Origin of the sequence: uncultured Bacteroides sp., assembly GCF_947632445.1 — a bacterium.
Taxonomy (GTDB): domain Bacteria; phylum Bacteroidota; class Bacteroidia; order Bacteroidales; family Bacteroidaceae; genus Bacteroides.
In genome coordinates, this window is sequence record NZ_CANRPM010000099.1 from 1 (window position 1) to 6,970 (window position 6,970).

The window sequence follows — 6,970 nt, forward strand, 5'->3', positions numbered from 1 at the left end:
ACAAAAAAGCCAACTAATTCGCAATAATTTGTGTATTAATTAGTTGGCTAATTTTATACTATTTAATGAATGTCCCTTTTTCTTTCAAGGAGGTGCTGTCCCCCACCAGTGTCCGAGGGTTTCCGATACGAAGCACCTAGCGGCAAAATCCATCAGACGTCCATGGGCAAACGTTCTTCTCCGTCTTTATTTTATAAAATGTGTACTCAGCCTTGGCTCATATACTGGCTTTTCTATGCCTGCTTTCCTGCCACTTTCGATACATTTCAACAGCCAAGCCATATTCTGTCCCAATACACGCATCGTTTGCAGTCCTTCTTCGTCTTTGCATACATCGTCTGGTGTGAAGCCATGTACGGAGTTCCAGTATTGGGACGAGACTATCGGCATGTTGCTGATGGTGAAATACTGATTTAATTGTTCGAACGTGGCAGATGCGCCCCCGCGACGGCAAGATACCACAGATGCACCCAGCTTGCCCGCCATGCGTTTTGCCGCAGTAAAGAACAATCTGTTCAGGAACGAAACAAGTTGCCCTGTCGGTGCGCTGTAATAGACAGGCGAGCCGATAACAATTCCGTCGAACTCATCCAACCGCATTTGGACATCCTGTACGATGTCTTTCTGAAAACAATGTCCCGTTTTCACACAACTCATGCAGGCGATACAACCCAGAACGGGCTTTTTGCCCAAATAGAGTATCTCCGTTTCTATGCCGTTCGATTCTAAAGTGGTTGCCACTTCGTGCAAGGCGGTATAAGTGCAGCCATGTTCGTTAGGGCTGCCGTTAATCAGCAATACTTTCATTTTTGACAGATTTTATTTGTTCTTAAATGGTATCTGAGTTCCGATTGTTCTTGACATTATCCGTACAGAATACTTTTCATAGTTCTGTACGGCTGTCGCTTTTAGTGCAAGCGCAAAGTTAGCGGTTTTCTGCGTATCTGCAAACTTATTCCTTGCCGGCTATAAACTTGTAGCCAGGCAGATATAGATCGTAGAGCCGGCAAGAAATCACCTTTCTTCAAGCGATGAAAAAATCCCGACCGAAGAAAAACCAATCTCCAACCAGGAAGTTTCTTTTTATGAAAGGAGATAGTCTCCTTTACAGATTCATTTCAACGCAGCCAACGCCTTCTTGATACGACGAATAGCCTCTATGATATTTTCATCGCTCGTGGCATAACTCATGCGGATGCACTCGGGGGCACCGAACGAAGTACCGCCCACGCAGGCCACGTGTCCCTCCTCAAGCAGATACATGGCCAGATCATCGGAGTTATCAATCTTCCGATCACCGGCCGCCTTGTCAAAGAACGAGCTGCACTTGGGGAAGAGGTAGAAAGCGCCTTCGGGGACGTTCACTTCAAGGCCCGGCACTTCTTTGGCCAGCTTCACAATAAGGTCGCGACGGCGCAGGAAAGCCTGACGCATCTCCTCTACCGGCACCTGCGTGCCTGTGTAAGCCGCTTCGGCAGCTTTCTGTGACACAGAGCAAGGGCCGGACGTGTACTGTCCCTGCAACTTGTTCACGCCTTTCACAATCCATTCGGGACCGGCAATGAAACCGATACGCCAGCCGGTCATGGCATAGGCTTTCGAGACGCCATTGACAATAACCGTCCGGTCTTTCATCGAGGGTATCTGAGCGATGCTGTGGTGGCGGCCGATATAATTGATGTGTTCATAGATTTCATCTGCAATGACATACACCTGCGGATGCTTCTCAAGCACGGCAGCCAGTCCGGCCAGTTCTCCGGCACTATAAACAGAACCGGTCGGGTTTGACGGGGAACAGAGAATCAGTGCTTTGGTTTTCGGCGTGATGGCAGCCTCCAACTGGGCAGGAGAAATCTTGAATTCCTGTTCAATACCGGCAGTTACAATGACAGGTTTTCCTTCAGCCAACTTAACCATTTCTGGATAACTTACCCAATAGGGGGCCGGTACAATCACTTCATCGCCGGGATTTACCAGCGTCAAAATTGTGTTGCACACCGACTGCTTGGCACCATTGGCACAGGAAATCTGGGCGGCGGTATATTCCAGACCATTCTCATTCTTCAGTTTAGCCACAATGGCATTACGCAATGCAGGATAACCAGCAACTGGAGAATAACGCGAATAGTTCTCGTCGATTGCTTTCTTGGCAGCCTCTTTAATGTGGTCAGGCGTATCGAAGTCCGGTTCGCCGACACTCAAGTTAATTACATCCACGCCCTGAGCCTTCAGTTCAGCGCTTTTCTGAGACATAGCCAGTGTCGCGGAAGGCGACAGACTGTTCAGACGATCTGATAATTGATTCATTTTGTTTCTATATTTATATAGTCATTAGCTTTTCCGATGCAAAATAACAGATTTTCTCTGATACGGGAAAACAAAAATTTCACTTATTCAGATGCAGCGTATGCCCCATGCGCTCTTTCTTCGTGCGCAGATAACGCTCGTTATACTGATTTGGTGTCGTTTCAATGGGAACATTCTCCGTTATTTCCAAGCCGTATGCCTCAAGGCCGACACGCTTCACCGGATTGTTGGTCATCAGACGCATCTTATGCACACCCAGTTCGCGAAGGATTTGGGCTCCGACTCCATAATCGCGTTCATCGGCCAGATGGCCTAGGCAAATGTTAGCATCTACCGTATCCATGCCGTCTTCCTGCAATTTGTAAGCTTTCATTTTCTCCATCAGTCCGATGCCACGACCTTCCTGATTAAGGTAAACCACCACACCTTTTCCTGCTTTTTCAATCATCTCCATCGCTCTATGAAGCTGTTCACCACAATCACAACGTTTGGATGCAAAAATATCACCCGTTGCACACGAGGAATGTACGCGAACCAATATCGGTTCATCGGGCGCCCATGTCCCCTTAAACAGAGCTACATGCTCCAGACCATTGGACTTTTGGCAGAAAGCAATCAAGCGGAAATCACCATACTCGGTAGGCATGTTCACCTCTACACCCTTCTCGACAATAGACTCTTGCTTCAGACGATAGGCAATCAGGTCGTGGATTGAAATCAACTTCAGCCCATATTCATCAGCCATTTCGCGCAATTCGGGCAAACGGGCCATAGTACCGTCGTCACTCATCACTTCCATCAAAGCTCCTGCCGGATAGAGTCCCGACAAACGGCACATATCAATGGTAGCTTCCGTATGCCCTGCACGACGTAAAACGCCCTTTTCTTGTGCATAAAGCGGATTGATGTGGCCCGGCCGGCCAAAAGTGGCAGGTGTCGACGTCGGGTCGGCCAGCGCCTGAATGGTAGCTGCACGGTCGGCTGCAGAAACGCCGGTAGAACATCCCTCCAACTTATCAATGGTTACAGTGAAAGGAGTTCCCAGTACCGATGTATTGTCGGCCACCTGGTGAGGCAGATCCAACTCCTTGCAACGCGATATGGTTATCGGGGCGCAAAGCACACCGCGGGCATGCTTCAACATGAAGTTCACTTTTTCCGGCGTGACCTTCTCGGCCGCAATAATCAGGTCGCCCTCATTCTCGCGGTCTTCATCGTCCACAATGATCACAAAATTACCGACCTTGAAGTCTTCAATGGCTTCTTCAATGGTATTCAGCTTTACTTTTTTCATATCTTTCGTCAATATATAATCGTTATTTATTCTTGTCTTTTTCCATCAGCAAGATTACGTCATTGTTTGTCTTGATGACATGCTCCAGGTCTTTGTATAAGCGCAACCGGAAAGCCCAAATGCGGAAATAAAAGAAAAGTCCCACCGGGAAAACAATGCCGCAAGCCAGATTAAGCCAATAATTACGGAAAGGACGTGTATGCGCATAAACGGGAATGATCGGATAATTGTTTAACGCCGTCAGCAGGTTGACCGAACGGGTATTCGCCATTTCCTCAACCAGTTCTTCCATACGGTCACTAATCTTTTCCACTTCTTCGTCACGCCCTTCCGACATCCATAAGTTCAGATAATTCGGCGCACGTTTCAGACTGTGTGTTTCTAAAAAATCACGACATTGCGCCGACAAGGCTTCCAAATCGGCAGGCAAACGGTTATAATCAGGATCATGGATAATGACCTCCTTACGGAACAAATGACGCACACTGCGTATTCCTATAATTTTCTTAAACCAGTTGATATAGACATCTGCGTTCAGCACCACAGAATCGTTGTTCGATTTATACGTAAAGAATGCACCAAGAGGCGCCAACACCGCAGTACTGGTCCACACACCCATCCAGACAATCCACTTCCCGTCTCGAGCCATTTTATAGCCGGTATTGTTTATAATATAATAGATGATGAATATCACCACCGATACTACAACCGGCATGCCAAGTCCTCCTTTACGAATAATACCTCCTAAAGGTGCTCCAATAAAAAGAAAGATCAGACAAGCCAACGAAAGCGTCAATTTCTCATGCCAAGCCGTCATGTGACGACGCAGACTAATATCTGTAGACGAGATATTGAAACTTTTGAAACTCCAGTCACTCCCTACGCTCTGTGCGCGGTTGATTGCCGCATTCACAATCGTCTGCTTCTCAGCCAAGGTCTTCGAGGCATACAGACTATCTACATCGTAATAGGCCAAATTGGCTTCCTGCATCTTCAGTGTATCTGCTTTCGACGGCGGCGACGAAGAGACACTGTACGTATTCGCCATGACCTCTTTATAGTATGCCCTTCCGATGCTGTCATTACGCACAGTCATCGAGTCTATATCCGCCTGAAGCATACGCATATCCTTACTGTTCGGATGCCCGCTCATAATTCCCTCATCGGCCATATTAAAGTCTGAGTTGAATTCAATGATAGCATGCTTTTCCCTAAATGCTTCCCGACGATAAGGAACATTCTTTTGGCTCATGTTCTGAGATTTCAGGTTCTCGAACTGTTCACCATTATATAGATGCAGATACAAATGCTGCTTGTCGGCTGTCATTTCCAGACGTCCCGAATCGGATTTAATAATTTGTGTATTCTCAAATCCCTTCTCAAAATTATAGATCAGCACATCATAAAGCATGCCCGTATCGCGGTCTTTCTTCTTCACATACAAATTATAGCCATCAATTTCATCATAAAAGACGCTTTCAGGAATATCCAGTTCGGGAGATTTCTGCTTCATGGAAATCACCAAAGTCCCCAATTTAGTCTGGGCCTTAGGACCTATGACATTCTGAAAATAAAAAGAGACGCAGCAAATGAACGTTATGAAAACAATCAGCGGCCTCACAATCCTGACCAGGGAAATACCGGCCGCCTTCATGGCAAGCAATTCGAAGCGCTCACCAAAGTTACCGAAAGTGATTAGAGCCGCCAACAGGACAGCAAGCGGCAAGGACACAGGAATCAGTGTCAAAGCCGAATAAAAGAAAAACTGTCCCAACACTGTCATTTCCAGCCCCTTTCCCACCATCTTATCCACATATTGCCACAGGAACTGCATCATGAAGATGAAAAGGCAAATGAAAAAGGTACCGGCAAAAAGCAGGCAAAAACTCTTCAGAATGAATATATCTAACTTCTTTATGCGCAACATGCTACTTCTCTCATACGATGAAAGCACAAAAGTAGTACAAAAAGGGGAGTATATGAATTTTTTAATTAAAAGTTAACTAAAAGCCGCATACCCGACGCAACGTTTCCACCTGCAAGTCCCACAATTCACGCATATCATTTACTTCGTTTTTGGCTGCAAAATCTATGATTTCAAGTGTAAAATCATTCGTCAGTTCGCTGTTGGACATCTTGAGTTCAAAATAGTCACGTGAATTTTTCAAATCTATCCACCGAAAACGGATGAAAGAATAAGCACGCACCGCTATGATTTCAGCACTTCTCGATTCTGTTCTCCCCCAAAAAAAAGTTACTGTTTTATTCTCCGACTGAACACTATCGGCAAACCAGCTTTCCAGACCACTCGGAGTACTGATTGCATTCCAAAGAATTGTCTTGGAGGTCGCATTCAACGGATACTGCAAATGTATTTTCTGTTTTTCCATGATTTCATTGTTCAATTGCGTCGCCAAGATATAACTTTATTTCTAATTACGGAAAACTATTATGTATTTTTATAATCGATACTGTTTCAAAAAGTGTGTCCGGGTGATAAAAAAAGTCTACAGATTTTTTAGCTTTGTAAAAGCAAAACAAACAAAAACTAAAAAAGAGTAGACTTTATGGATTTGACAAAAGAACAACTTTCCGAGTTAAAATGCAAGCACTCAGAGCGAGAAAATGGTCTTCAGAACCTGATGGAGATAATGCTTGAGAGCCTGATGGTGTCTGAACGCAGGGAATATCTTCAGGAAGAAGGTCTGGCCGGGAACAAGTGCAACGGCTACCGTCGGGGTCGGACATACGATTACGGTCGGACACTGACCTTCCGTATACCACGTGACAGATACGGCAACTTCCATCCCCGGATACTGGCGATACTGCGTGACCAGGAGGAAGAGTGCGAACGTCTTGCAGGCACGTTGTACACCAAAGGCCTGACGCAGGAACAGGTCGGAGAAGTGTTCAACGACATCTACGGTGAGCACTACAGCAAGGCGAGCATATCAAGGATGCTTGACTATCTGCGCCGTGATGTCACGGAGTGGCTTGAACGCTCGCTGGAGAGCTATTATCCTGTAGTGTTCATCGACTGCGTCCATATCAAGATCCACCGCAAGCGCAGCGTTGATACGGAAGCTTTCTATGTCATCCTTGCAGTCAAGGAGGACAAGACCAGGGAAGTTCTCGGCATCTACAACAAGCCTACGGAAAGTGCCCTTGGCTGGGGAGAGATGCTCAATGACCTTTACGAGAGAGGTGTATCGAGAATCGGACTTGTATGCGCGGATGGTCTCAAGGGACTTGATGATGTCATCAGCGAAGTGTTTTCCGGCACCGGTCTCCAGATGTCCGCAACGGTGACAAAGGGGATGTAGCTGACGACCTGAGACAGGTCTTCCGCACAGGAGACAGGAACTATAC

Annotated in this window: 6 protein-coding genes; 1 reads left to right on the forward strand and 5 read right to left on the reverse strand. The window is 46.3% G+C overall.

Going from position 1 to position 6,970, the window contains the following annotated elements; genetic code table 11:
* Positions 1–186 precede the first annotated feature (186 nt).
* The 5 genes from Q0Z70_RS12625 to Q0Z70_RS12645 form a co-directional block, all read right to left on the reverse strand.
* Positions 187–807: a flavodoxin family protein gene (locus Q0Z70_RS12625; protein WP_298075054.1), complete on the reverse strand. Its 621-nt coding sequence runs from the start codon at positions 805–807 to the stop codon at positions 187–189.
* A gap of 306 nt (positions 808–1,113) precedes the next feature.
* Positions 1,114–2,307, reverse strand: a complete 1,194-nt coding sequence (locus Q0Z70_RS12630) for a pyridoxal phosphate-dependent aminotransferase (RefSeq protein ID WP_298075057.1) — start codon at positions 2,305–2,307, stop codon at positions 1,114–1,116.
* Between the two features lie 79 nt (positions 2,308–2,386).
* Positions 2,387–3,601, reverse strand: a complete 1,215-nt coding sequence (locus tag Q0Z70_RS12635; RefSeq protein ID WP_298075059.1) for a bifunctional 3,4-dihydroxy-2-butanone-4-phosphate synthase/GTP cyclohydrolase II — start codon at positions 3,599–3,601, stop codon at positions 2,387–2,389.
* Between the two features lie 22 nt (positions 3,602–3,623).
* Entirely contained in the window at positions 3,624–5,528 is a 1,905-nt protein-coding gene (locus Q0Z70_RS12640; RefSeq protein ID WP_298075061.1) for an LptF/LptG family permease, read from the reverse strand.
* 76 nt (positions 5,529–5,604) lie between these two features.
* Entirely contained in the window at positions 5,605–5,991 is a 387-nt protein-coding gene (locus Q0Z70_RS12645; protein WP_298075062.1) for an START-like domain-containing protein, read from the reverse strand.
* A 177-nt stretch (positions 5,992–6,168) separates the two neighbouring features.
* On the opposite strand from Q0Z70_RS12645, the gene Q0Z70_RS12650 reads away from it, so the two are divergent.
* Positions 6,169–6,924 carry a transposase gene (locus tag Q0Z70_RS12650; protein ID WP_298075064.1) on the forward strand — a complete coding sequence of 252 codons (756 nt, stop codon included), beginning with the start codon at positions 6,169–6,171 and terminating at the stop codon, positions 6,922–6,924.
* Positions 6,925–6,970 lie beyond the last annotated feature (46 nt).

Excerpts from the sequence above, each read along its gene's own strand:
- Q0Z70_RS12625 (WP_298075054.1), bottom strand. The coding sequence starts at position 807 with ATGAAAGTATTGCTGATTAACGGCAGCCCTAACGAACATGGCTGCACT.
- Q0Z70_RS12645 (WP_298075062.1), bottom strand. The coding sequence starts at position 5,991 with ATGGAAAAACAGAAAATACATTTGCAGTATCCGTTGAATGCGACCTCC.
- Q0Z70_RS12650 (WP_298075064.1), top strand. The coding sequence starts at position 6,169 with ATGGATTTGACAAAAGAACAACTTTCCGAGTTAAAATGCAAGCACTCA.
- Q0Z70_RS12635 (WP_298075059.1), bottom strand. The coding sequence starts at position 3,601 with ATGAAAAAAGTAAAGCTGAATACCATTGAAGAAGCCATTGAAGACTTC.
- Q0Z70_RS12640 (WP_298075061.1), bottom strand. The coding sequence starts at position 5,528 with ATGTTGCGCATAAAGAAGTTAGATATATTCATTCTGAAGAGTTTTTGC.
- Q0Z70_RS12630 (WP_298075057.1), bottom strand. The coding sequence starts at position 2,307 with ATGAATCAATTATCAGATCGTCTGAACAGTCTGTCGCCTTCCGCGACA.